18 protein-coding genes and 1 pseudogene are annotated in these 23,864 nt (G+C 60.5%); 3 read left to right on the forward strand and 16 right to left on the reverse strand.

The genetic code is table 11. The features are described 5' to 3' along the window. Window positions 1-22: 22 nt before the first annotated feature. The 3 genes from ACVWY3_RS24405 to ACVWY3_RS24415 all read right to left on the reverse strand — a co-directional run bounded on the left by ACVWY3_RS24405 (window position 23) and on the right by ACVWY3_RS24415 (window position 3,730). Window positions 23-952 carry a dihydrodipicolinate synthase family protein gene (locus tag ACVWY3_RS24405; protein WP_456840736.1) on the reverse strand — a complete coding sequence of 310 codons (930 nt, stop codon included), beginning with the start codon at window positions 950-952 and terminating at the stop codon, window positions 23-25. 173 nt (window positions 953-1,125) lie between these two features. Next, the gene (locus ACVWY3_RS24410; RefSeq protein ID WP_456840737.1) at window positions 1,126-2,277 is read right to left on the reverse strand and encodes a hypothetical protein; all 1,152 of its coding nucleotides are present in this window, start codon (window positions 2,275-2,277) and stop codon (window positions 1,126-1,128) included. A 250-nt stretch (window positions 2,278-2,527) separates the two neighbouring features. Beyond that, entirely contained in the window at window positions 2,528-3,730 is a 1,203-nt protein-coding gene (locus ACVWY3_RS24415; protein ID WP_456840738.1) for a CaiB/BaiF CoA transferase family protein, read from the reverse strand. Window positions 3,731-3,995: 265 nt separating this feature from the next. Here ACVWY3_RS24415 and ACVWY3_RS24420 point away from each other — a divergent pair, with 265 nt between their 5' ends. Then, window positions 3,996-5,087 carry a LacI family DNA-binding transcriptional regulator gene (locus ACVWY3_RS24420; RefSeq protein WP_456840739.1) on the forward strand — a complete coding sequence of 364 codons (1,092 nt, stop codon included), beginning with the start codon at window positions 3,996-3,998 and terminating at the stop codon, window positions 5,085-5,087. 163 nt (window positions 5,088-5,250) lie between these two features. Here ACVWY3_RS24420 and ACVWY3_RS24425 read toward each other — a convergent pair whose 3' ends face one another. Both ACVWY3_RS24425 and ACVWY3_RS24430 read right to left on the reverse strand, forming a co-directional pair. Then, window positions 5,251-7,887, reverse strand: a complete 2,637-nt coding sequence (locus ACVWY3_RS24425) for a CehA/McbA family metallohydrolase (protein ID WP_456840740.1) — start codon at window positions 7,885-7,887, stop codon at window positions 5,251-5,253. 198 nt (window positions 7,888-8,085) lie between these two features. Beyond that, on the reverse strand, window positions 8,086-9,411 hold the full coding sequence (locus ACVWY3_RS24430) for an MFS transporter (RefSeq protein ID WP_456840741.1): 1,326 nt from the start codon (window positions 9,409-9,411) through the stop codon (window positions 8,086-8,088). 713 nt (window positions 9,412-10,124) lie between these two features. On the opposite strand from ACVWY3_RS24430, the gene ACVWY3_RS24435 reads away from it, so the two are divergent. Continuing rightward, the gene (locus ACVWY3_RS24435) at window positions 10,125-10,907 is read left to right on the forward strand and encodes an enoyl-CoA hydratase-related protein (protein ID WP_456840742.1); all 783 of its coding nucleotides are present in this window, start codon (window positions 10,125-10,127) and stop codon (window positions 10,905-10,907) included. A gap of 58 nt (window positions 10,908-10,965) precedes the next feature. Here ACVWY3_RS24435 and ACVWY3_RS24440 read toward each other — a convergent pair whose 3' ends face one another. From ACVWY3_RS24440 to ACVWY3_RS24490, 11 genes are all read right to left on the reverse strand, one after another. Beyond that, complete coding sequence (locus tag ACVWY3_RS24440) at window positions 10,966-12,183, reverse strand: substrate-binding protein (RefSeq protein WP_456843446.1); 1,218 nt, start codon at window positions 12,181-12,183, stop codon at window positions 10,966-10,968. A gap of 153 nt (window positions 12,184-12,336) precedes the next feature. Continuing rightward, a complete protein-coding gene (locus ACVWY3_RS24445; protein WP_456840743.1) occupies window positions 12,337-13,593 on the reverse strand; it encodes an amidohydrolase family protein in 1,257 nt (418 codons plus the stop codon). A gap of 77 nt (window positions 13,594-13,670) precedes the next feature. Beyond that, window positions 13,671-14,366, reverse strand: a complete 696-nt coding sequence (locus ACVWY3_RS24450; protein ID WP_456840744.1) for an ABC transporter ATP-binding protein — start codon at window positions 14,364-14,366, stop codon at window positions 13,671-13,673. Continuing rightward, the gene (locus ACVWY3_RS24455; RefSeq protein ID WP_456840745.1) at window positions 14,359-15,093 is read right to left on the reverse strand and encodes an ABC transporter ATP-binding protein; all 735 of its coding nucleotides are present in this window, start codon (window positions 15,091-15,093) and stop codon (window positions 14,359-14,361) included. The genes ACVWY3_RS24450 and ACVWY3_RS24455 overlap by 8 nt, the downstream gene beginning before the upstream one ends. Next, window positions 15,080-16,090 carry a branched-chain amino acid ABC transporter permease gene (locus ACVWY3_RS24460; RefSeq protein WP_456843447.1) on the reverse strand — a complete coding sequence of 337 codons (1,011 nt, stop codon included), beginning with the start codon at window positions 16,088-16,090 and terminating at the stop codon, window positions 15,080-15,082. Before ACVWY3_RS24460 ends, ACVWY3_RS24455 begins: the two co-directional genes overlap by 14 nt. Window positions 16,091-16,155: 65 nt before the next feature. Further along, window positions 16,156-17,376, reverse strand: coding sequence for a substrate-binding protein (locus ACVWY3_RS24465; protein WP_456840746.1), 1,221 nt, complete (start codon window positions 17,374-17,376; stop codon window positions 16,156-16,158). Beyond that, window positions 17,373-18,236, reverse strand: a complete 864-nt coding sequence (locus ACVWY3_RS24470; RefSeq protein WP_341510985.1) for a branched-chain amino acid ABC transporter permease — start codon at window positions 18,234-18,236, stop codon at window positions 17,373-17,375. Before ACVWY3_RS24470 ends, ACVWY3_RS24465 begins: the two co-directional genes overlap by 4 nt. A 691-nt stretch (window positions 18,237-18,927) precedes the next feature. Beyond that, window positions 18,928-20,700, reverse strand: coding sequence for an FAD-dependent oxidoreductase (locus ACVWY3_RS24475; RefSeq protein ID WP_456840747.1), 1,773 nt, complete (start codon window positions 20,698-20,700; stop codon window positions 18,928-18,930). Then, on the reverse strand, window positions 20,693-21,556 hold the full coding sequence (locus ACVWY3_RS24480; protein WP_456843448.1) for a phosphoenolpyruvate hydrolase family protein: 864 nt from the start codon (window positions 21,554-21,556) through the stop codon (window positions 20,693-20,695). The genes ACVWY3_RS24475 and ACVWY3_RS24480 overlap by 8 nt, the downstream gene beginning before the upstream one ends. Then, on the reverse strand, window positions 21,549-22,106 hold the full coding sequence (locus ACVWY3_RS24485; protein WP_456840748.1) for a hypothetical protein: 558 nt from the start codon (window positions 22,104-22,106) through the stop codon (window positions 21,549-21,551). Before ACVWY3_RS24485 ends, ACVWY3_RS24480 begins: the two co-directional genes overlap by 8 nt. Then, window positions 22,081-22,800 (reverse strand): Tm-1-like ATP-binding domain-containing protein, encoded by a 720-nt coding sequence (locus tag ACVWY3_RS24490; protein WP_456840749.1) that lies wholly within the window; start codon window positions 22,798-22,800, stop codon window positions 22,081-22,083. Before ACVWY3_RS24490 ends, ACVWY3_RS24485 begins: the two co-directional genes overlap by 26 nt. A gap of 104 nt (window positions 22,801-22,904) precedes the next feature. On the opposite strand from ACVWY3_RS24490, the pseudogene ACVWY3_RS24495 reads away from it, so the two are divergent. Then, window positions 22,905-23,850: pseudogene (locus tag ACVWY3_RS24495) on the forward strand (IS5 family transposase); the annotation flags it as partial. Window positions 23,851-23,864: the final 14 nt, after the last annotated feature.

Genomic DNA, 23,864 nt, shown 5'->3' on the forward strand with positions numbered 1-23,864 from the left:
TTTGTTCCGGATTGTTCATGCCTCAATGTCCCCAGCGAAGAGCCAGCGGCTTGAGCTCGTGCGCAAGCTCGATCAATCCAGCTCTCGTCGCCGGATGGAGGCCATCGAGCGGATGCCGCACCGCTTCGCATTTGATCACACCACCTTCAGCCATCACGCTCTTGGCAGCGCGCAGGCCGCACTGGCGGTTCTCGAAATTGATGAGCGGCAGCACCTTTGCATAGGCAAGAGCGGCTTCTTGCCTGCGTCCCGCTTTGTGGTGATCGAGCACCGGGCGAAGCAGATCGGGCAGCAGCGCACTCGACATCGTTCCGGTCGCACCGGCGTCGAGGTCTGCCATCATGGTGACGGCCTCCTCCCCGTCAAAAGGACCAATGATGGCCTCACCGCCGAGCTCGATCAGACTGCGCAACTTGGCAGCAGCAAACGGGACCTCGATCTTGAAATATCTGGCGAGCGGCACCTCGCAAGCGAGGCGGACGAGAAACGGGACCGTCAATGTAACGCCGGAGAGCGGCGCGTCCTGGACCATGATTGGAATCCCTGCCGCGTCTGCGACCCGGCCGAAATGCCCGATCATGGCCCCGTCATCCGCCTTGAGGCTTGCACCATGATAAGGCGGCATCATCATGAGGAGGCTTGCGCCACGTTCGGCCGCATAGCGGGCGCGTTGCACCGCAATCTGGGTGCTGAAATGGCTGCAGGTCACCATGACTGGCTTGCGGCCCGCGACATGCGAAAGACAGAGTTCGACCAGAGTGTCGCGTTCTTGATCCGACAGCAGGAACTGCTCGGAGTAGTTGGCTAGAATGCAGATCCCGTCCACGCCTTGATCAATCATGCAATCGATAACGCGCCGCTGCCCTTCAAGATCAAGATCTCCAGCCTCCGTAAACGGCGTCGGAGCGACCGGAAACAAGCCGCGATAGATGGGAGTTTTCGCATTTCTCATGTAGAGGATTCCAGACAGGAGGCGGTCAGTTGCTGTCGACGGGGCAGCCATCGCAAACATCTAAGGAGTGGCGCCGATACCGGCGCACTTTTTTGACAGATTGACTAGCGTGGCGTCACAAACAAGATTGGTTTGAGGCTTTGCTCGCGTTGGACGCCTTTCGTGCCTCCTCATTAAATCCAGCCAGGCGGCACCAGGTCCGTGAGGACGGCAAGGCATTCAAACAGGAAGTAGCTTCCGAAGATCAGCTCGACGTTCTGGGCCGCATCGATATCGCGCACAATCGCCTTTCGGGTGAAGCAGCCGCCGGTGAGCATTCCAGGCGGGCGCGCGTCATCGGGAGCAGTCGGCGTCAGGTATTTCGAGCTCAGCTGAGTAACTGTGCGCTCCGCAAATGATCGATATTTGGCGCCCCGCTCAGGACCAAGCGCGGATGCGAGGCGCAGCGCCGCGGCAGCAGCGATAGCAGTGGCCGCAGTATCCCTGCTGGTGTTCGGGATCGCCGGATCGTCGAAATCCCAGAAGGCAATGAGATCCGCAGGGACATGGTCGATCCACCAGTCAAGAAGGCGCACGGCGTAGTCGCGCCATAGTGGTTCGTCCGGGCGGACCATGGCGCCGTGAGCGGTGTAGAGCATCGCCCATCCCTGCGCCCGGGCCCAGGTGCTGATATCGCTATAGCCCTTGTGCGTGTGCGTTCTGAGCACCTTGCCGGTGTGTGGATCAAGGGTGGAAGACTGGATAACTGAATTGTCCTGCCGCACATGGATGTCCAGGACACGCCGCATATGTGCATTGGCAACCTCCTCCATCCGGGCATCGGAAAGCTCGTCCGCGGCCCAATAGAGCAGGCCTGTCGCCTGGAGCGAGTCGATGCTGCTCTCGGAGGCTCCGACTGCGCTCGCCTCCTCGGCATCCCTGCCCAACGGTATCAGTCCGAGGTGTGGATCGAACATATCACGAAGCGACCTTGCAGCTGTCAGAGCCACCTCGCGCGCGTTTTCGTCCTCGAACAGGATGCTGCCGAGGGCGCCAGCATGATAGAAGCCGAAACCCTTGAAGGCCGTAAGCCGCTCGGCACGCGGCAACATTCGGCTTAGCGCAGCACGCGCGTCTTCGATTGGGAACTGCCTGGGATTAGCGAGATGCGCGAGCCAAAGCTCGCCGACAAAGGCCCCGCCGGTCCAATCACCATCGGGCGTAAACGTCCATGTTCCGTCGGCGGCACTCGCCCAGTGCGGCAAGCCCGTGCGTGCAGTGTCCCTGGTCTCGGCAATGCGCTTCAACATACGCTCGCGCGCGGACAGATATTGGCTTTCCGACATGGCTTCTGGTCCAACATACAACTCGCCGCGCGGCTTTGGCCTGGCGGCAACTTAAAGCTCTTTACCAACAGGGCCTGGACTGGGGTGAACGGCTAATGTTCACCAGACTTCCAAGCGTGCGCTCGGTTGCATCGCTGCCGAGGAGCACGCCTCGTCAGCAACACCGCAGCGAAAGCCGCGCGCAAGTTTATGCCGATCACCATGCCCTCCTGACGTAAGCGCGCTACTTTCGAGAAGTCACTTTGGTCGTTTAGTGATGCGAGTCCGCGGGCCCGATGGCGCCCGTATCGTAAAGATGCTTCAATTTCCCGGCGTCATAGCCCAGCTCTTTCAGAATCTCTTCCGTTTGCGCACCGAGCTTTTGCGGCGGCAAACGCACGTCCGGCTGCTCGCCATCGTAGCGCACGGGATGGCTGACGAGGGTGATGGGAGTTCCGGTCGCGCCGGTCACGACCTGAAAATTTCTGTTGTGCGCAATCTGCGGATCCGCAACGACGTCGGCATAATCGTTCACCGCAGCGTGCCAAATTCCACGCGCCTCGAACAAGGCGATGCATTCGGTGGTTGTGCGCTTGGCGACACTGGGCGCAATCATGGCTGAGGCCTCGTCCCGCCGGCGATACGCCTCCTCGTCAGGAATTCGCTGGTCGACCGGAAGGCCAAGCGCGTCTGAGAGCGCCTCCAGCGATCCCAAAGAGATCGCAATGTGCCCATCGCGTGTCGCATAGATGCCGTAGGGCGCGCCGTAGTACCAGCCCGCCACCGGACCCGGCTGACGGACGTCGTCAGGCCTTTGGCCGTTCAAGTAGCAGGTAAAAGATTCCATCTGCAGGTCGAGCGCAGCCGACAGTAGGCTAACATCGACGCGGCAGCCCTGCCCCGTGCGCGCTTTCCTCACCAGGGCAGCTAGGATGCCCGCCGCAAACAAGGCGGCGCCGTGATGATCGATGGCCGAAACGCCCACAGCCCGCGGCCCCTGCTCGCGACTTCCGGTGATCATCGCAAGTCCTGATAGGGCCTGGATCAAGAGATCCTGGCCTGGGCGGTTGACGTAGGGCCCGTCTGGACCGTAGCCGGAGGCAGCCGCATAGATGATCTGCGGATTGATCTTCTTTGCATCCTCGTAGCCGAGACCAAGCTTGTCGAGCACACCCGGGCGGAAGTTCTCTGCGATCACATCCGATTTCGCGATCAGTTGCCTGGCGATGACGACGGCTTCGGGTTTTTTCAGATCGAGCGTGAGGCTGCGCTTGTTGCGGTTGCCCGTGAGAAGCAACATTGACTGGCCATCAACCCGCTTGTCCGCCCCGCCCCACTTCCTCTGAAAGGCCCCTCCGGGCGGCTCCACGGCGATCACGTCCGCACCGAGGTCGGCGAGAAACTGCACGCCGACCGGACCTATCAGAAAGTGATTGAGGCTGAGGACACGAATGCCCTTCAAGAGATCGACCATACGTCATTGCTTTCGGTTTTGCCTGAACTCGAGCTGCTTGGGTTCGCATTCCTGAAATCGATTTCAGAATTAGGTCGTGCAAGTACCGGAGTCAAGGGAATCAACCAACTTTCGAGTGAGATTTGCTTCCTCCCGCTCGATGTGCGCATGAGAGGGCCAGAAATAGCGCCAATGGCCCGCATACAGGGCTTGAGAAGGTGGCGCTCGTGATGGTTTAACCCTTTTGACGGGGTGACCCTCTCCTTCTCCTGGTTGACCAACGCAAATGGATAAGAAACCTGTAATCGCGCCAAAAGGCCGCCAGCAGTCACGCGTGAAGATCGAGGACGTTGCCCGGAAGGCGAATGTGTCGCCGGCAACGGTGTCGCGGGTGCTCAATCATCCCGATATCGTACGGCCGGAGCTTCGCGATAGGGTCATGCGGCATATCAATGACCTCGCCTACACGCGCGATAGCGCAGCCAGAGCATTAAAATCGGGACGCATGCGGACCGTCGGCGTCATCGTTCCGACGCTGGCGCTCGGTATCTTTGCAGAAGGGGTCGAAGCGCTTCAGAACCGCCTCAGCGAAAGCGGCTACACCCTGTTCATTGCGAATTCGCAATATGACCAGCGGCGTGAACTTCAGGAACTGCAAAGTCTCATTGAACGTGGCATCGATGGAATCGTGCTGGTCGGAGCTTCCCACGGACGGGAGCTGAGGAGCCTGATCGAACAGGCAAGCGTACCCGTCATCACCACCTATGTTGCCAAGGCCGGCGGCGGCATCCCCGCGATCGGAATCGACAACGAAAGCGCCACCCGCGAGATGACGGAGTACCTGCTAAGACTTGGACACGTCCGTTTCGGCGCAATTGCCAACGTTGTTGCTGCGTCAAACGACAGATCCCGCGCCAGGCTTGAGGGAATTCAGCGCGCGCTCTCGGACGCCGGCCTCCCGCTCAAGCCAACCCAGATCGTCAAGGCCGATTATTCGCTTGTCCAAGGCCGTAGTGCCCTTCGTCAACTCCTCACCGATCACCCGGACACGACAGCAGTCATCTGCACCACCGACACGCTTGCCATCGGTGCAATGGCAGAGGCTCGTAAGATGGGTCTGGCCGTACCTGCCACGCTTTCCATCACAGGATTTGACGATGTGGAGCTGGCGGCGCAAATGGACCCGCCGCTCACAACGGTCAGTGTTCCGGCAGCAGAAATCGGCCGGGGAGCCGCCGATTATCTCATCAATGCCATCGCTGGAAGTCCTGTCCCGAGAAGTGTCGTGTTGCCTTATCGGCTGGTCGTGCGCTCATCGAGTGCCCCGCCGCGGTCCAGCGTCCGTGCCGCCCGGCGCGGGCGCAGTCGAAATCATTGATCGGGCCACGGTTTCTGAAAACTATTCAGAACCGTAGCTGGCCTTCGCGTCCCAAGTCCCGGTGACGGAAGCTGCTCGCCCCATAACATTATTCGGCCGTAAGTAGAGGTGGCTGAGCATGCGACGCGCCGCCTGCGCGATCGTCAATGGCACAAGAGGCTCCTCAATGCTCGCGTTCAACGTGAACGGTGTGAACGGGCGCATGGTGGTGGCTGGCGCCCAGTTCGTGCAGTCTATGATGCAGGCGATGGTGCGCAAGTTCCAGGGCAGCTCGCAGCCGCGAGTGTCGCGCTTCGTCGGACTTGGGAGCGAGCGTGTCCATATAGGCGATCGATCCCTCGATTTGTGCAAGGACCGAGACTGCATCCGCGGTGGCAAAGATGGGCATCTCGCCTACTTTGACATATACCGCACTGGTGTGCGCCGCAATGTCGGCCTCGCGTCCGGCGACACTGCCCCGAACGCGCAGCGCGATCCAGCATGACTCGCTGATCGGCAGCGAAAGCTGTCCCTTGCACGACAAGCCGCCACATCGAATCTCCTCGACGACGCGGCCGTTGCGGATCAGCTCCACCCGCGCTGGCGGAACGCTGACCGATTCGATCCGCCAGTCGATCGTGAGGGTGCCGCCTGAATGGGGAAGCGCCACCGTTCGTCCAGGGCGCCGTCCTTCAACGGTCATCTCAACCAGAGGCCCGACAGTGATGAACGTGTCCCCCCTACGTACGGCATCCATCCAGTTGCGATACGTGAAGTCGTGTTCGCCAAGCCGCACATAGGTCCGCGAGCCCCCGAGGAGTGCGGCCGCGTCCATCTTGTCAGAGCCCGCGACCAGCGGCAGATGGTACCCGATGTTGAGATAACGATACCAGTCGGCGAGTCCAAATGCGCTGATCTGCGCGGTCCGCGGGTTGAACGACATCATTTCGATGGCGTCAACGAGGCCGAGCACAATATCGGCCGCCCGCTCCGCCTGTGGGTTCGGCGCATGCGGCATCACGACCAGGCCCCCTTGCTGACGGCAGCGCTCCGCCCAGTCGGCCATGGTCGCTTCCAGAACATGACCGATCGCAGCTTCGTTGGACCCGCCGCAAGAGAGCGGATTGATCATCTCACCTTCGTAGCCGAGTAGCGATATGTGCCCCAGAACCTGCATCCGGTTCTCCGTGCCGACCCGAACCAGGAATTCTCCGTCCCCGCCGAAATCCTTTGCCCCGATCGTCGTGCGTCCGTCGAAATCGGCGACGTTGGTGAATAGCTCGCCCCACTGTGCGGCGAGCAGGTTGACGACGTTGACACCCTCCGCCTTGCCCTCAAGCAGCGCTGTCTGCGGGCTCAGGAAATGGACGTGCGTATCAGAGCTGACCCATCCCTGTTCGCGCCAGCGCAGCACATGCTCGAGCTCAAAGGTGAGATTGTCCGTCGTTGCGGTGATTTCAACGATGGTGCGCAGCGGGCGCACCTCGAAACCCCTGCTGATCTCTACGAACACGGACCCGAGCGGCAGGTCAGCGTCGCAGCTGCCGTCTACGTAGACGTACTGGTTCAGCCCATTGGCAAATTCGCCCGAGAAGTCCTCGAACCTGCCGGTATTGACCTTGCGGTGATGGCCCTTGGGTGGCAGATACTCTCCGTGCGCACCATGGACATGCAGCCGCGCGGCAACACGCACGCCGGTGCCCTTCTCCACGATGCGGATCTTGACCGGCCTTGTGGCCGGTTCGACTCTTGCCACGGTGAGCGAGGCGCTGCCTGCGTTACCGCAACCTTCCAACGATCGAAGATCGAACATGTGCAAGCGGCCATCGTCGGAGCGCAGATAGAGCCTTGCGTCCGGATGCGCGGAGTACTCGACGATGACTTCGTGGGCGGAGCGCACGGGTTGCACATCAACTTTGGCACCCAGCCAATCCGCTCTGGAGTACTCGAGCACTGCGCGGGCCGAGATGACCGTGCCGAGGTCCATGCCGATCTGCTCGCCTCGATCATCGACATCGAGCTCGCCAAGCTTATTGAGATGAACCTCGGGCGGCAGCCTCACCTTCAGCTTGCGACGGCCCTGGAGGCGCAGCGGGTGCTGGGTGAGCGTTGTCGTGGTCACCGCAAAGACAAGCGAGATTTCCTGTTCCGCGCGCAGGCTTAGCGCCGAAAGCTCCTTGTCCGGATAGGGGTTCGGGAGCGCGTAAAGCCACAGGTTCTCACCTTGTCGATCCATGCGTCCCGATTGGGTGCGGGCCTCGCCCTGGAAGAAGCTCGCCCCCGGCGCTCTGCCGAGTATAAAGTCCTCGCCCGTGCTTGCATGCACGATGGGGCCGCGCAGCGGCAGGGCGGCGAACGCACTCGCACTCCAGGAGATGTGGTTCTGCTGGATCGCGAAGCGGCGCAGCACCGGCACGTCGGTCTCGCTGCCGTCGGCAAAGCGGAGCCCGTATGTCGCCACGCGCTCGCCGAGTGGATTGCCTTCTACAGGTAGCGTAGCCGGGCCGATCTCTCCGAAACCATCGGGGCTTGCACTGGGGCGGTCTGCCGCCACTTGCACGAAAATCACATAGCTCGCCATTGCCCCCGGCAACGCAATTACGGCAGGAGGGGCCCCGGGGCGCAGCTCCAGCACATCCGGCCCAGTTTCGCTGCCGAACAAAAAGGGCATGCCGCGATGGGTCTGGAGCCCGCGAAGCGAATCGATCCAGCCGGTGTCACCCGGGCGGCTGGCGAAACCCTCACCGGTATTTGCACGCCTGGCGTTGAAATATCGTTTCAAGTCCACAGGCGTGAAGTGCGGCGATGAAGGTGTTTTCATGCTTCGAACTCCAGCTTCAGGAACTCTGGTGCCGCGCAAGCAGTCTTTGTCTTGTGAATGACTGCTCGCGCAAGGAGGCTTGCGCCAATCCCATGCTCATGCCCAGCATGAAGGAATACGCGCGAACCGTTATGTTTTGCACCTGACTTGGACCCTTTGCGCCTGTCGCGGGCACGGCGAAGCGCAGGGGCAGAGTGTTCATTCACCGATGTAGAGGCGGCCGCGCTTCCTGGCGATTTGGTAGACCAGCACGCTCAGGAGCGCGATCAACGATCCGTAAACGGGAAACATCCAGGCGATGTGCTCGCGTTGCAACCAGACCAGCAGATAGGGTGACGTCCCGCCAAACAGAGAGACGCCGAGCGCATAGCCGAGAGCCACTCCGGTGGTCCGCACGGCGCGCGGCATCAGCGTTGTCGCGATGAAGTTATAGAGGGCCATGTTGAAGCCCACGATCGCGCCGCCGAACACCGTGACAAAGAAGAACGTGACGATGCCTTTTTCCGAATAGAGCAGCGTCAGGAAGAAGCATGGGATGAGGAAGAGGCGCAGCAGCGTGAACGCGCGCGAGGGTCGCACCTTATCCGCGAAAGCGCCGACAAGGGGCGCCGTTGACATCCAGATCACGACCATCAGCGTCATGATCCCGTACACATACGTGCTGTTCTCCTTGAAGACCGTGTTGGCCATGTTCGGCAGACCGGTGTTCCACGCATAGTTGGCGATCTGCACCGAGCCGATCACCAGGATGACGGCGAGCAGCGAAAGGCGGACGCTCCATAGCGTCTTCCACACACCGCCAGTCGTTTCCTGAATGCGCGAAGAATCGTCTTGCCGATGCATGGCTCGATTGATCAAGGTTTCCGGCACCGTCGTGCGCAGATAGATGATCAAAAGGCCCAGCAGGCCACCGACCGCAAAGGGTATGCGCCAGGCCCACTCGCGCATGGCTTCAGGTGCCACCGAGGCGCTCACCAGGAAGGCAACCAGGCTCGATCCAAGGTTTCCCAACTGGATGAATGTGCCACCAATCAGACCGAGGTAGTGCCCCTCCTTTCCAGGTGGCGCCAATTCGATTGCAATGGCGTTGGCGACACCAGCCTCAGCGCCAGTGGCAAGCCCCTGAATGAGCCGCATGATCAGCAGCGCTATGGCCGCCGTGACGCCGAGGTCCTTGTAGGTGGGCAGCAAGGATATCAAAAGCGAGCAAACCGCCATGGCCGTAACCGAGATCAACATCACGCGCTTGTGGCTGATGCGATCTGCGACCGGCCCCAGCAAAGCCGCACCCAGCGGGCGAGCGCAAAAACCCGCCCCGTACACGGCCAGTCCCGCTAGCAGCGAGGTGGTGGGATCATCGGAAGGGAAGAAATGCGGCGAGAGAAACGCTGCCATTACGCCGTAGACATTCCAGTCGTACCACTCCAGCGCCACCCCTCCTCCAAGGCCGGCGGTCATCCGCTTGTTGGCAGTTTGCTTGTCAAGCTGGATGGGTACAGCGCTGGGCTGAGCAATGATGTTCATGGGTCCTCGGGCTCTATTGATGCGTTAGTAATGTTGCGGGTCGCGCGAGAACGAGCAGCCGCTCGTCGGCGGCTCAACTGCCCCCGCAGCGGAGGGGTCTACGAGAGCGGCGGCCTTGAGCAGGCCGGACCGCGCAAGTGCAGGCGCAAAAGGTGCCCAGGATGCCGGCGGAAAGCCCGCCTCGCTTCACGTATTTGCGGGCCTCGCCTCAGGAGCGGCCATTGCACGCCCCCAACGGCGCAGGACGCGTCCATCGTTGCCTCCGACTTGCGCGGCGGCTCGCATAAAGCGCGCGCGACATTCCGTGCCATTCCCATGGCTAACCCTCCTCCTGTTGCTCTAAGCGCGCTTCTGAAGAAGCTGATGTTCTTGTTGGACAGCGCGGCGTCAAAGACCGCCGCAGCGTCAATGAGATCCTTCAGATGCGCCCCACTCTCGGCGGCCGCACACTTCCGGTTTCCCGCATCTATCGGCCATTTCGACGCCGATAATTGAAATCGATTTCACGATCAATAAGAATAAGAAACTGCGGAGTCAAGCCGCTTTTCAAGGCTAAGGCGCGCCTCACGGGCGCCGTCAGCCCCGCCTTGAGCGAGTGGCGCCAGCGGCGCGGGGCTGATTCGGCCGCAAAACAGCCCTCTAGAAGCGTCGTTGCCAAGAAATCGATTTCAGTTTATGCGCTGGTTCTCGTATTCCTTCAGGAGAACCGCTCCATGACCAAGACGTCCGATCTCATCCTGTCGACATCTGTCGCGCCCCACGTGCGCCTTTTGACGCTGAATAGGACATCGAAACGAAACGCCTTGAGCAACGAACTGATTGTGGATCTAGGCGCGACCTTGCGCGATGCCGCAATTGACGAAGATGTCCGTTGTGTCGTGATTTGTGGCAGCGATGCGTTCTTCTCTGCCGGCGCCGACATCAAGGAGATGCGAGAGCGCGGCTTTGAGGCAATCGACAATTCCGCGCGACGTTCTGCCTGGCGGGATGTCGCCAATTTCCCCAAGCCTCTCATTGCCGCAGTCGAGGGCATTTGCTTCGGCGGCGGCCACGAATTGGCACTGCTCGCGGACATCGTGATAGCAGGCGAAGGGGCTGTATTTGGACAGCCTGAGATTAACATCGGGATATTGCCCGGCGACGGCGCGACGCAAAGGCTGACACGCGTGGCTGGCAAATCGCTGGCCATGCTGATGATCCTGAGCGGCCAATCCATCACGGCGCAGATCGCGATGCAGGCCGGCCTTGTGGCGGAAGTTGTCGAAAGCGGCAGGGCGCAGATTCGTGCGGTCGAACTCGCCGAGCTGATTGCGCAAAAGCCTCCCCGTTCGGCTGAACTTGCCAAAGCTGCGGTTCTCGCCGCGTTTCAGACCACGCTGGACGCTGGGCTCGAGTTTGAACGCCAGGCGATCCGGTTTGCGTTCAGCACAGCTGACCAGCAGGAAGGCATGAACGCCTTCTTTGAGAAGAGGCCGCCGAACTATCGCGGAAACTAGCTACCGCGATCTGCTCGCATGCGGCGCCAGCGAAGCTGGACCGCGTAACATGGGGGTTTCAACACTCCTTCGGGTCGACCAGGCCGGCGCTACGGGCGACGATTTCGTATTGGCCGGCCCTTGCCACACCAACATACATGTTCATCCTGCAGTGGCGCTTGCCCGGCACCATCTCCGCCGGCCCGCCAGGCCCTTCCGCAAGCTTTGCGTGGTCGAGCGCGGCGGCGACCGCCTCGCGGTCAAGCGTACCGGCTTCCTTGACTGCGGCTTCCCACAGCTTCAATCCTCGATAAGTGCCGGTCGCGGCGCTGCCTGCTGAGAACCGGAACTTGCCAGGAAACCGCTTTTCGTAGGCTGACTGGATTGTGGCGCTCGCCGGATCTTCGACCGCCAGTGCCTTGTAATAGTCGAGGCTGCTGGCGAGGCCCTCGATCTCGTGAGCCTGATTCATTTCGAGCGTGTTCTCGTCATAGTAGACGCAGCCCAGCTGTCCCCCATTCCTGGAAAACCCTGCTTCATAAAGCTGTTTGAAAAAGGAGCCGACACCCGGGGGAATGACGCTGTTGAAGACCACGTCTACTTTGTTGGACGTGATGCGGCTCACGGTCGATGAAAAATCGATTTGGTCGAGGGGGTAGTACTCCTCGAACACCACTTCCCCGCCGCTGCTCTCGATCACCTTGCGCGCATAGGCGTTAATTGTTTGCGGCCAGACGTAGTTGGAGCCAGGCAGCGCGAAGCGTCTGCCCCCGTTCTTGATCAACCAGGGGATGAACCGATCGCAATTCTGCGCCGGAACCGGGCCGGTGCAGAACAGATAGGACGTGCACTCCTTGCCTTCGTAGGCCTGCGGATAGATGTAGAGCGTCTTGCCACGAAAGATGATGGTGTCCTTGATGGCGTTGCGCATCGAGCTCGCAATGCCACCGAGCACCAGAGCGACCTTGTCTCGCTGAATCAGCTTGCGGACATTGCCAACAGCGACAGATTCGTTGGACGCGGTGTCCTCGATCAGGAGCTCGATGGGGCGCCCCAGTAGACCACCAGTCTGGTTGATCTCGTTGACCACCATGCGAGCGACATTGGCGTCGGTATTCCCGGCAAAGCCGAGTGCCCCCGTAAGGTCGGTGGCAATACCTATCCTGATCGGGCCTTCGGCGGCGTTGGCCCAGTCAGGACGGATCACCCAGCTGCCCGGGCCGGCCGCAATGGCCGCCGACGCAAAGGCGAAATTGCAGAGAAAGCGGCGGCGGCTGAGTTGTCGGCGATCATTCAACATCGAACTGACCTCCCCCTTGGCTCACAGCCTAAAATCCACCTGCCCTGCTCTTTCCAGGGGCCCGGCAGCCTGAAAGCTATCCGTCATTTTAGGTTTCAAGCAGCCTCTTCTGCTCGCGTTTGGGTAAAATCGCGTAACAAAGGGCAGCGTTCAGGACAGTCTGAAAAACTCCTTCGCGTTCTCACCAAGGATCCTGATCGCCAAGCGCTCTGCATCTCTCGACCGAAAGTAACCGTTCGCGACTTTTTCATTCAGGACCTCGCCGATAAGCTGGCGCGCGCCCTGTATCGCGGCAAACGTCTCCTCAACGTGAAGACAATCTCCTCCGATCATCAGTCGCGATTCATCCGGCAGGACTTCAATAGCTTCATGAAGGGCGAGCTTGAAATGGGACGGGCTCAACAGAAAGGACCAGCACAAATCAAGCCAGACATTTCGATACACAAAGGCCATTCCCAACAAATCCCGGCTCCACGGATAGGCCAAATGCATCAGCAGAAAGCGGGTCCGAGGATGACGCTCAATCAAGGCGGTCATGCGTAGGGGGTGGGAGCCGCTTATGATTGCCGTTCCAACATGAGTTTGGACTGGCAGGTCGGCCTCGCCTGCGAGTTGGCAAAACAAGTCGACGACAAAGTCGCAGAACGCCTTGCGCGCCGCAGGCGATGGAGATCTTTGTCCCCAGGCCTGCCTAGCCAATTCCTCGTTCGGTTCGTCAAAGCTAATATCCCGGTCATAGGCGAGTGCGTTCTTGAGCGCGATGTGATTGCGCCGTGAGCAGCCGGCAACGAGCTCGCGGATTGCATCGCAATAATCTTCAAAGGTTTTCACCTCCAGGCCGAGGCGCCGCAGCAACGTATGCCCGCAATTTCCATTATGATCGCGAGATTCGGGGTGCCAGCCGAGGGCGAATGCGTTAATCCGCAGGACCGCATCGTAACTTTGCCCTAGGACCGGCCGCGGATCCATCAAGGGATCGAGAAAAGGGTCCGTTACGATCCTTCCGATGGCGGCCCGCCCGATCACCTCACTTGGCCATGTCGCCTCCTTGTGGCGCGAGCGCACTGAAACATCTACCGCCTCCCAGTTGTCGCGGGTGATTCCTGTGCCAGCGACACCGTAAAGCTCGGCAACTCCGCGGACAAGGTTACGGACGAATGCGTTCGATCCGCTCCTCTCGAGGAACGGCGCAAGCGCCTCCCAGGTGGTCGGCTCGGGAGGGATAGATATCATTTCGATCGTTGCCTTAGGCTCGGATGGCAGCACGTGGCTTGTCCAAGCCGCATAGCTCTGTTGGAACAGTTTCAACAGATTTACGTCCGCGCTATGTGCGACCTCGGGCATGTGATGTTCATGGACATCGACGACTTGGCACGCATTGACAAAATCGCTCATGGTTTCGGACATCGCCCCTCTCCGTTCAGCCATCGCAAGGAACTCAAATGCGCCACCTTCGGCCAGGAGATAGCCGCCGGCGAACGCCTCTACGGCGCTAAATACGTCAACAGCCGCGGGTCGTTACGCAGCTGCTGCGACGGGCCCGAAAGCGCGACACGGCCGCGATCGAGCACATAGGCTTGCTCCGCTACGCGCATTGCGAGGTCGAGATGTTGCTCGACGATGATGATGGCGATCTCTCTGGCTAGCTCGACCAAGCGCTCGGTGATCTCCTCGATGACGCCGACCCAGACACCCTCGGTCGGCTCATCCAGCAGGAGGAGTTTCGGGTTTCCGAGGATCGCGCGCCCGATTGCGAGCATCTTGCGCTCGCCGCCGGAGAGCGTTCCGGCCGGCTGATCGAGGCGCTGGCCGAGTTTCGGAAACATCTTCATCACCCGCTCCACTGCCGATCCATCGCGGTGCAAAAGCGATCCGACGGCGAGATTGTCACGCACGGAGAGGCGTGCGAACACTGAATGCTCTTGCGGCACATATCCAATGCCGGCCCGCACCCGCACTTCGGTCCGCCGGCGATCGATGTCTTCGCCGTTGAACTGCACGCCGCCCTTCCATGCCGGCAGTTCGCCGACAATCGCTTTCATGAGCGTGCTCTTTCCGGCGCCGTTGCGGCCGAGGACGGCGACACCGCCACGCGGCGGGACGGCCATATTGACGCCGAACAGGACCTGACTGCGTCCATAGCCGGCATCGAGATGCTTGATATTGAGGAACTCAGGCACGGCGCAGATAAATCTCCTGGACGTTTCTGTTGGCCTGGATCTCGGCAACCGTTCCTGACGCCAGCACCTTGCCCTGATCGAGCACGGTCAGGCGGTCGCAGATGTCCCGAATGAAATCCAGGTCGTGCTCCACGATGACGAGCGAGCAGTGCTGTTTGATCGGCTGCAGCAATTCGCCGGTGACGCGGCGCTCTTCCAGGCTCATGCCGCCGGTGGGCTCGTCCAACAGCAGCAGGCGCGGTCGGCATGCGAGCGCCATCGCGATCTCCAACCATTGCTGCTGCCCGTGAGATAGGGTCGCCGCAGCATCAAAGGCGCGGTCGGCGAGCCGGAACTGGAGCAGCATCGTCATGACCTCCTCGTGCAGTCGTCCTCGGGTGCGCGAGAACGCCAGATCCAGCAGTGAGGACCGTGCCTGCAGCGCGAGCAGGATGTTGTCGTAAAGCGTGAGGGTCGGTAGCACGGCGGTGATTTGGAATTTCAGGCTCATGCCGACTCGCGCACGCTCTGGCGGCGTAAACGAGGTGACGTCAGTATTGATGAACGTCACTTTGCCTCGAGTCGGCACGAGCGCACCTGCAAGACACTTCATCAGCGTGCTCTTGCCCGAGCCGTTCGGCCCGATCAGACCATGAAACTCTCTCTCGCCGACCGTGAGCGCCGCTCCATCCAGCGCGGTGAGCTTGCCAAAGACCTTGGAGATGCCGGCAGCTTCAAGGAGCGGCATTGCGCTTCTCCTTGAGGCTCGGGCCGAAATGACCTACACGTTCTCGCTCGCCCAGCACGAGGCTGATCAAGCCGAGGGGGCGGAACAGAATGACGAGCAACAGCAGAACGCCGAGAATGATCGGCCAGATATCGCGATAATTATCGGAGAGCCAGAAGCTGAGGCCCTCGACAATCGCGGTGCCGATGACCGCACCGATCAATGTCCCAGAGCCGCCGAACAACACGTAGAGCACGACCTGAGTCGACATGACCACGCCCAGCATGTTGGTCCAGACAAACCCCTCGTGAAACGCATAGAGGCTACCGGCAGTCCCAGCGATCGCGCCGCTGATGGCGAATATGATCGCCTTCAAATGTTGCACTTTGTACCCGAAGAAGGCGATCCGCTGTTCGTTCTCTCGCAATCCCGCCAGCGCTAGGCCGAACTGGGAGCGCAACAGAAAGCGCGACAGAAGGTAGATCAGAACTAGAATGGCGAGCACCAGGTAGTAAAAACCTGGTCCCTCGCTCACTTCGTGCGAGCCGATGGACATCGGTTGGATCGAAGGGATACCGTTCTGACCGCCAAGATATTGTGAACCTCTCGCCAGCCGGTCAGCTGCGTACGCTCCGGTCATAGTACCAAGCGAAACGAAGACCACACTGGAGGGATGACGGCCGAGCAGCAGGAAGCCTGCCAGCAACAATGCCGCCACAAAGCCTATCAGCGTTCCGGCCGGAAGAACGGCAAAAATCGATCCGACACCGAAATCGCGTGAAAGCAGCGCCACACCGTAGCCAGCCATGCCGAAGAACAACGACTGCCCCAAGCTCAAGATGCCCGCATAGCCCCACACCAGGTCGAACGACAACGCGAAGAGGCACAGAATGAGCACCCGTGTCGCATAGACGGTGATGTAATCCCGCAGCACGAGAGGTGCGATGGAAGCGGCAATCAGCAATGCCAGTTCGAGAATCGGAAGCACCTTCTTTCGCCGTGCGAAGGCAGATGCCAGGACGGGCGAATGAGCAGCTTCAATGACCCGTGGCGGGGGCTGTATGCCAGTGCCGGTCGATGACATCAGCACTCCTTCGGATCGACCAGGCCGGCGCTACGCGAGACAATCTCGTACTGGCCGCCTTTCGCCACTCCAATATACATGTTCATCCTGCAGTGGCGCTTGCCGGGCGCCATCTCGGCAGGCCCGCCCGGCCCTTCCGCAATCTTCGCGTGGTCGAGGGCGGCGGCTACCGCGTCGCGGTCAATTGTACCGGCCTCCTTTACTGCAGCCTCCCACAGTCTCAGTCCACGATAGGTGCCGGTCGCGGCGCTGCCTGCCGAGAACCGGAACTTGGCAGGGAATTGTTTGTCGTAAGCCGATTGAATCCTGGCGCTCACTGGATCCTCCGCCGCGAGCACCTTGTAGTAGTCGAGGCTGCTCGCAAGCCCTTCAATCTCGTGAGCCTCGTTCATTTCCAGGAAGTTTTCGTCGTAATAGACGCAGCCTAGCCGCCCGCCGTTTTTGGAGAAGCCGGCTTGGTAGAGCTGCTTGAAGAACGGGCTAACGCCGGGCGGGACAATGGCGTTGAAAACCACGTCTACTTTGTTGGATATGATGCGGTTTACCGTAGAGGAAAAGTCGATCTGATCGAGCGGGTAGTATTCTTCAAATATGACCTCACCACCGCTGCTCTCGATCACCTTGCGCGCATAGGCGTTGATTGTTTGCGGCCACACATAATTGGAGCCAGGCAGCGCGAAGCGTTTGCCACCATTTTTGATCAACCAGGGAATGAACTGATCGCAATTCTGAGCCGGTACCGGCCCGGTGCAGAACAGATAAGGAGTGCACTCTTTACCTTCGTAACCTTCCGGATAGATATAGAGCGTCTTGCCGCGAGAGATGATGACGTCCTTGATCGCATTGCGCATCGAGCTCGAGATACCGCCGAGCACCAAGTCGACCTTGTCTCGCTGAATCAGCTTGCGCACATTTCCCACGGCGACGGATTCGTCTGAGGCAGTATCCTCAATCAGGAGTTCGATGGGGCGTCCCAACAGGCCGCCGGAATCGTTGATTTCCTTGACCAGCATGCGAGCGACATTGGCGTCGGTGTTGCCGGCGAAGCCGAGCGACCCCGTAAGATCAGTAGCAATGCCGAGCCTGATCGGGCCTTCTGCAGCATTTGCCCAGTCCGGGCGGATCAGCCAGCTGCCCGGGCCCGCCGCGATTGCTGCCGAAGCGAGGGCAAAACTACCAAGAAAGCGGCGGCGGCTTGGTTGACGGCTGGCGTTGATCATCGGTTGACCCCTCTTCCCGAAACTAGGCCTTCCGGCCGGAACTTGATAAAAATGATGGCGAGCACGAACACCAGAACGTCGGCGATGACCGGTGACATCAGCCAAGGCAGCGAGGCACTGAACGTGCCGATGACGCTGGCGCCAGCGACCGGGCCCGCAAAGGACCCGACGCCGCCGACCATCACGGCAACAAAACCCTGGATAAGAAAGCGGATGCCGAGATCGGCGAACAGTGAAAAGACTGGCACGATCAGCGCGCCCGCGAGGCCCGCGAGCGCCGCACCAAACGCAAAGGTGAGGCTGTAGATCATGCCCGTGGAGATGCCCGAGGCACGCGCCAGCGACGGGTTCTCCAGCGAGGCGCGGACTCGCAGCCCGAACGAGGTGTAGGCAAGCAGTACATGGCTCGCGGCCATCACCAGCAAAGTGACGATGACGATGACGCCGCGCCAGGTGGCGAAGTGCAGACTTCCGATCGTGATGGAGCCACCGATTGGTTCCGGCACCGAGAGATAGAGTCCGCCGATCAGGCCGCGCACGACTTCGCGAATGATCAGGCCGAGCGCATAGGTGCCAAGCATCGCGACGATTGGAGCGGCATAGAACCGTCGCACCACGAGCTTTTCCAGGATGAAACCAAGCGCGCCGACGACGACGGGCGCGGCAAGCATCCCGAGCGGGACCGGCAAACCGACGCTGTGCACGAGATAAGTGACGTAGGCGCCAAGCAGGACGAACTCGCCCTGGGCGAAGTTGAAGATACCCATCATGCTGGCAATGATCCCGAGGCCGAGCACGACCAGCACAACGATCGCGCCGAAGCTCAAGATCTCGAAGATGGCGATAGGTAGCGTGTCCATGCTGCTGCGTTACATTCCCGGCGATTGCGAGCACATCCTCTTCACGCCGACCGCTTGACGGCGTGGGCTACTCGTTGGAATGCGAAGGGCTTCTGCCACGAGAGCGCTCCTAGAAGGTCATCCCGGCAATGGGAGTTGCAGGCGAACGTGAGCTACTTGGGCGGCTCGCCTGTCGACACTTCATTCACGACACCCAGCGCGAGATTTCCTAGAGAAACGTAGGGGAGATCTGAGTAATGTTGAGTAATGTTCGCTGGGCAACCGACATTGCACCCGCGGCCGAACACCTGCCTTGCCAATCAGCGGAAATGTAGATTCAATTCCCTTGCACACGTGTTTTACAAGGTTTGAAGCAACTCGTCGGACGCCGGAGGCGTGTCATTATACTCTTCTAGCCGCCTGATGACGGCGCATGACAACCCGCTTCGGTCGGCGAACTCCTTCACCGACCAGTTCAGCATCACGGGGGGCTCGCAACTGCCTCCCGGTGAGCTTTGATGCGGGCCAACGGTTGCGACGATCTTGGCGTTGCGTGAGCGGCGCATCGTGCCCTCCAAATCATGAGATCATAGTTGCATGAAACCCGGCAGGGCTGTTCATAAGATGTTCAAAGCGGTGCTGGTTGGACCATCCACACCCTTGACTTTACCCCCGGTCCGTCGTCGCAGGGGAACAGGAGAGAACATTCGGCTTACGCTCCCGATGCCGCCGCGAGCTGCTCCTGTCGCGCCGACCGCACGATGCTGTCGACTGCGCGGTAGGCGAACACAATCGCCGGGCCGATCGTAATGCCTGCCCCTGGGTAGATTCCACGCATCGGCGAGGTCATGTCATTGCCGCAGGCATAAAGACCTGCGATCGGCGCGCCATTTCCATTCAGGACCTGTCCCTCGGCATCGGTTGAGAGGCCGGTAGCCGTTCCAAGGGTTGCCGGGACAATTGGGAGTGCAATGAATGGGCCGCTTTTGATAGCCCCAAGGTTCGGGTTTTTCTTTCCGACCGCCGGATCTCCCAGCGCACGGTTGAAAGCCGATTCACCGCGGTTGAAGAGCGGATCGCGTCCTTCAGCTGCGTGGGCATTGTGTTCTTCAACGGTCTTCTCGAGCTCTGTCGGGTCGAGGCCCAATTCCGCCGCAAGCTCCGCAATAGTCCGGCCAATCTCAATGTAGCCCAACCGCGCATACTTCTTGATGCTCAATGTCCATGGCCAGGGGAGCAGGTATCCCATGCCCCTGAGGCGGACGAATTCCTTGTCGCAGATGAAATAGAACCGCTTGTCCACCGGATAACCGTTGTTGAACATGGCAAGGCAGATATCATGATACGAATTGGATTCATTGACGAAGCGCTTGGCATTTGGCCCCACCGCGATGACGCCTGGACGGCCACGATCAAGCCAGCCGTACGGGACCACTTGCAAGGAGCGGCCGTTCCTGAGGATCGAGACGGGCGTCCAGAAGCCGCTCGATGCCACGTCATTATCGATCGCAGCTCCGAGCTTGCCTGCGAGCGCAATGCCATCGCCAGTGACATCGCTGTGGGCGAGCGTATCATTGTGCTGGTGGGCTCCGCTGAGCTGAGCTCGCAATTTTCCGTTGCGCGCAAAGCCGCCGGTTGCCAGGATCACTCCGTGCGAGGCGCGGACCCGGAGATCGGCGCCATCTCGCTTGACGATTGCGCCAGTAACTCTCCCGCCTTCCCTCGTGAGTTCGATCGCCGGGCAACGTGGCCAGATTTCAACGCCATATCTACGAAGGCTTACCAATAACCGCGCGATCAGCGCATTGCCGCCACTGAGTTCAGTCCCCCTCCTGTAGCGCAGCCGGTCGCCTGCGTAGCGGCTGACCCGGCCGAGGACGTGTTTGAACGAGGCAACTGACTGGAAGGGGTTGAGGAAGCTTCTGACCTCGCCGGACGAAATCATCATACCGCCGAGCACGACGCGAATCGGATCACCTATCAGGTCGAAATCCTTGCCAAGGAGCCGTCCGTCGTAAGGTACTGGGCTCAGCGCCCGGCCCTTGTCGACCCCGCCGATTTGGCTCGAATGATAATCCGGAGCGGAGGCCAGTGTGAACTTAACTTCACTCCCATTCTCCAAGCTGGCGAGCGCCGTTGGGCCGTCTTCAAGATAGGCGTTCACGAACTCCGGGCGATAGTAGTTGCCAAGTTCGTGTTGCAGATAGGTCTTCGCTTTCGTAATCGAATCATCGATTTTCGCGGCTCGGGCCTGCATTGAGCATGGAACCCAGATCATGCCGTTCGAGAGCGCGGTCGTGCCGCCAAGCCGGTTAGACTTCTCGCAGACCGTGACGCGAAGTCCGGCCTTTGCCGCATAGAGCGCTGCGGACAGTCCGGCGGCGCCGCTGCCGATCACGAGCACGTCCGTGTGCGAATCGTGCGTTGGCTTGCTCGCTTTGGAGAAGGAAGCTGCATTGTTCAATTCGGTGATCGGGCTATTCATTCGTGCCTCGGTGTGGAGTCTGCAGTGAATGCTGACGCTCTCGCGGGAGCGGAACGGCTTTGAATTCTTCGGCTGCAGCCTTCACCGCCCGCTCGATCGGGATCCGTTCGATGGAGGAGGCGCCAACGAAGCCGACACATCCGGTCGATCGGTAGACTTCCGAGGTATCGTGGGGCTCAGCGATTGCGCCGCCGTGGCAGAGGAGGGTGACGTCCGGGCGGACGGCCTGAGCTGCAGCATTGATGTCGTTGATGCGCCTGATGGCCTCTTCAATCGACTGTCCCTCCTCATGCCCCACAAGCCCGCCGCGGGTTGCGCCGACATGTGGGACGATGCAGTCGGCTCCCGCCGTTACCATCGCTTTGGCGTCGTGCGGGCTTGCGACATAGGCGAGCGAGAAGATGTTCTTCTTGCGGGCCGCCGCGATCATCTCAACTTCACGCTCAAAGCCGAGCCCGACGCGGTCTCGACGCTCACGCCATTTCTCACCCATTGTTGAAATGGTCGGGTAGTTGATCACGCCGGAGAAGCCGGCAGCCCAGAACTTGTCCAGAAGGTCATCGAGGTCGAGCCGGAGGGGATCCCAGGCCTCGACACCGCCGATAACAGGAACGGAGGAGACGACATTGCGGATCTCCGCCGCTAGCTCAAGCGTCCGCGCATTGGAATCGCCGATCCGGCTCGTCGGCAGCCCCATCAACCGCGATAACCCAGTACTGTAGACCACGAGCATATCAGCCCCGCCGAGAGCTGCGCATTTTGCGACGAGCCCGCAACTGCTCGCCGCGGCAAGCACTGCCTTTCCCGCCGCAACTTGAACCGTGATCTTTGCGAGTATTTCGGCCCGATCAAACATCCGCACGCGAGGACCCTCCTGGTGTCAATCGTTCGACGATCCACGATGCGGCCGCGTCTGCAAATTCCGGATCGTTGATGTGACAATCCAGCTCGCGGGCGATAATCGAGGGCGGTAGGTTTTGCCTGACAGCGTCGAACCAGGCTCTATCGGCTTCAGGGTTTCGAAAGATTCCACCGTCTCGGTCATAGTCAGACACCCCCTTGGCCGGCCACAACACGATGGCAGGCGCCTTTGCTTGCGAAAGACGCTCTGCTGTGAGCCTGCCTATGCGCTCGTTCTCCGAGACGGTCGTGCGCATGAGCGTCGTGAAGGGAGTATGCGAATAGAATTGGCGCCCCTTGAACTCGGCAGGCACGCTCGAGGGAGGGCCAAAATTCACCATGTCGACAGCTCCCGGCGCGATAAGCTGAGGTATCAACCGGTGAGAAGCTGCTTTGAGCCGATCGGGACCTGCACTGGCGGTGCCGCCGACGAGCTCGTCAGCGAGCTCGGTTGTGGTCAAATCGATCACCGCATCGAACTCACCGGCGGACACGAGCTGCTCCATCTTGCCGGCCCCCGGCGCCATTGGCCGGAAAGACAATCGCGTCGACGCCTGCCTCTGCCAGCCGCGCTACACAGCGATTTGCCGCCGGGGTCGTCACGCCAAAGGCCGTGATCGCTACAGTCTTTGTCTTCCGCCGCTCTCGAGCAGGCACATAGCGCATCGCCGCAATGGCCCGCCCTGCGTTGTCGAGAACGCGCTCGGTGAACGCGTTGATTCCGAAGAGATCGACCAGGGTCGGATAGAGGATGATGTCATTGTGGAGGGCGAGTTCGGCCAGGAGGGCTGGCCTCGCGCTGCTCACCAGCAGCTTTGGGAATCCATATGGCAAATCCGATACAACTTCACCGAAGACTGCGCTGCCTTTGCCGCCCGCCACTCCGACGACTGCGTCGATCGCACCAGATCGCAGGAGCTCCTTGACTTCTTCACGCGCGCTTGCGGCTATTTCCCGTAAGAGCTCGGGGGGTGCAGCCACCCGTGCATCGCTGCTATCCGCCTCGCTTCTGCACCTTCTGTTTGATGTGCCTACATCGATCGTGAGAGTCTTGCGGCCCCACTGTTCGATGACGCGCGCGAGATAAGTGCTTTCGCGGCCCTTTGTGTCCAAGGTTGCGATAATCGCGACCTTGCCCGCAAGATCGGAGGCGTGACCATCCCGGACCGACCTCTGGTCGCCCGCGCAATGGTGAGACACGATCTTCCTCCTAGACGTTTCTGGACATTTGGAGGTCTAGATCGAAGTAAAATGGCTCATAAGGCCGGATACGAGCGCGACTGGGTAAAATTGGGTAGGTGCCAACCGGCGCGTTGCGGGCGCGCGATCTCAAGCGGGTGACGGTGGACACTACCGTGCAGCCCAAGGCCATCACCTTCCCGACCGATGCCAAGCTGGTCCATGCGGCGATCAGGGGGGTCAACCGGCTGGCCCGCGCGCATGGCCTTGAGCTGCGGCAATCCTATCGGCGCATCGCCAAGCAGGCGGCGATGATGGCGGGTCGTTATGCATGCCAAACAGTTCAAGCGCCATCGTCGGCAATTGCGCCTGCTGCGGTCGCGGCTCGGCCGCCTGATCCGAGACATCCGCCGCAAGATCGCCGGCCAGCCAGAACTCGAAGCTGCGTTCGAGCAACCGCTTTCGCGCGCAGGCCAGATCCGCTCCCAGGAGCAGCGGCAGCGCGGATACAAGCTTTACTCCTTCCACGCACCCGAGGTCGAATGCATCGGTAAGGGCAAGGCCTCAGCGCCTTATGAGATCGGCGTCAAGGCTTCGATCGTCGCCAGCAATGCCCGCGCCCCGGGCGGCCAGTTCGTGCTGCACGCCAAGGCGCTGCCGGGTAACCCCTATGACGGGCACACGCTCGGCGAGGTCATCAACAGCACCGAGGCGCTCACTGGCTGCGGAATCGAGCGCGCCTATGTCGACAAGGGCTATCGCGGTCACGAAACAGAAAACCCGCGCCGCGTCTTCATCTCCGGCCAAAAGCGTGGCGTCTTCGGGGTGATCAAATGCGAACTCAGACGCCGCTCCGCCATCGAGCCCGTGACCGGTCATATGAAGACCGACGGACACCTCGGCCGCTGCCATCTCAAGGGCCGCGACGGCGATGCGGCCAATGTCGTCCTGACCGCCGTCGGCCACAATCTTCGCCTCGTCCTCGCCTGGCTGAAGCTTCTGCTGCACCTAATACTGAACGCTTTGATGCAGCTGCTCCCTCTCATACCCGCGCTCAAACCAGATTCTTAACATGGCGTAATCGC

Source organism: Bradyrhizobium sp. USDA 4486 (genome assembly GCF_054057995.1).